Here is a 791-nt window from a genome sequence, read left to right on the forward strand (position 1 = left end):
TTGCGCCGCACGCCGCCACGCGAGGCCAAGCGTGTCGGCCAGGAGGGCCGCGTGGCCGAGCCCGAGCGCGCACGCGGCCGTACCGACCCGGTAGGCGGCGCCGGACGCATGCCATGCGGCACCCGCGTCCGCCCCGGCCGGATCGGCCGCGAGATCGGCCATCGACGCATCGGCCGTCTGCAGGAAATCCTCATAGGCATGCGCATTGACCGTCACGACGCCGAGTGTGCGAGTCGGCGCGGCGGCAACCGCGTCGCGTTCGGCCCGGGCGGCATCGGTCTCCCACAGCGCTTCGGACGCAGGCGTGCCGGCGACGTGCCAGTCGACCGTCAATCCGTAGTCGTGCAGCACGTCGACGAGCGCGACATCCTCGGCCGCGGCGCCGAACAGCGCGAAATCGCGCCACAGCAGCGCCACCGTCTCCCGCACGAGTTCGGGCGGCGCACTGCGCCGGCCCTGCGCGTGCTCGCCGAGCAGCAGGTTCGTCCGCGCGAGAAAGCGCTTCAGCTCGGGTGCGCCGCTGGCACGCAGTGCGCGTACGCATGCGGCCGCGAGCCGCCAGAAATCGTATGGATCATCGCCGGCGAGCGCGGCCAGCATCGCATCGAGTTCGTCGAGTGCCGCATCGGGCGCGCCGTGTTCCGCGCGCAGCACGCCAAGCAACGCCTGTTCGTAGCGGGCACGAATCCGGGTCGCGAACGCGTCGGGCAGCGCGCGCAGCGTGGCCGGCGGCACCGCACGGCCGACGAGCGCGAGCGCGTCGAGCGGCGCCTGCGCGCGCAGGTCGGCGG

The 791-nt window shown here is 73.8% G+C and carries 1 pseudogene; it reads right to left on the reverse strand.

The window, feature by feature from the left end:
• Positions 1 to 791, reverse strand: a pseudogene (locus G3N96_RS38835) (hypothetical protein); the annotation flags it as partial.

Origin of the sequence: Burkholderia sp. Se-20373 (assembly GCF_017104705.1) — a bacterium.
GTDB lineage: Bacteria > Pseudomonadota > Gammaproteobacteria > Burkholderiales > Burkholderiaceae > Burkholderia.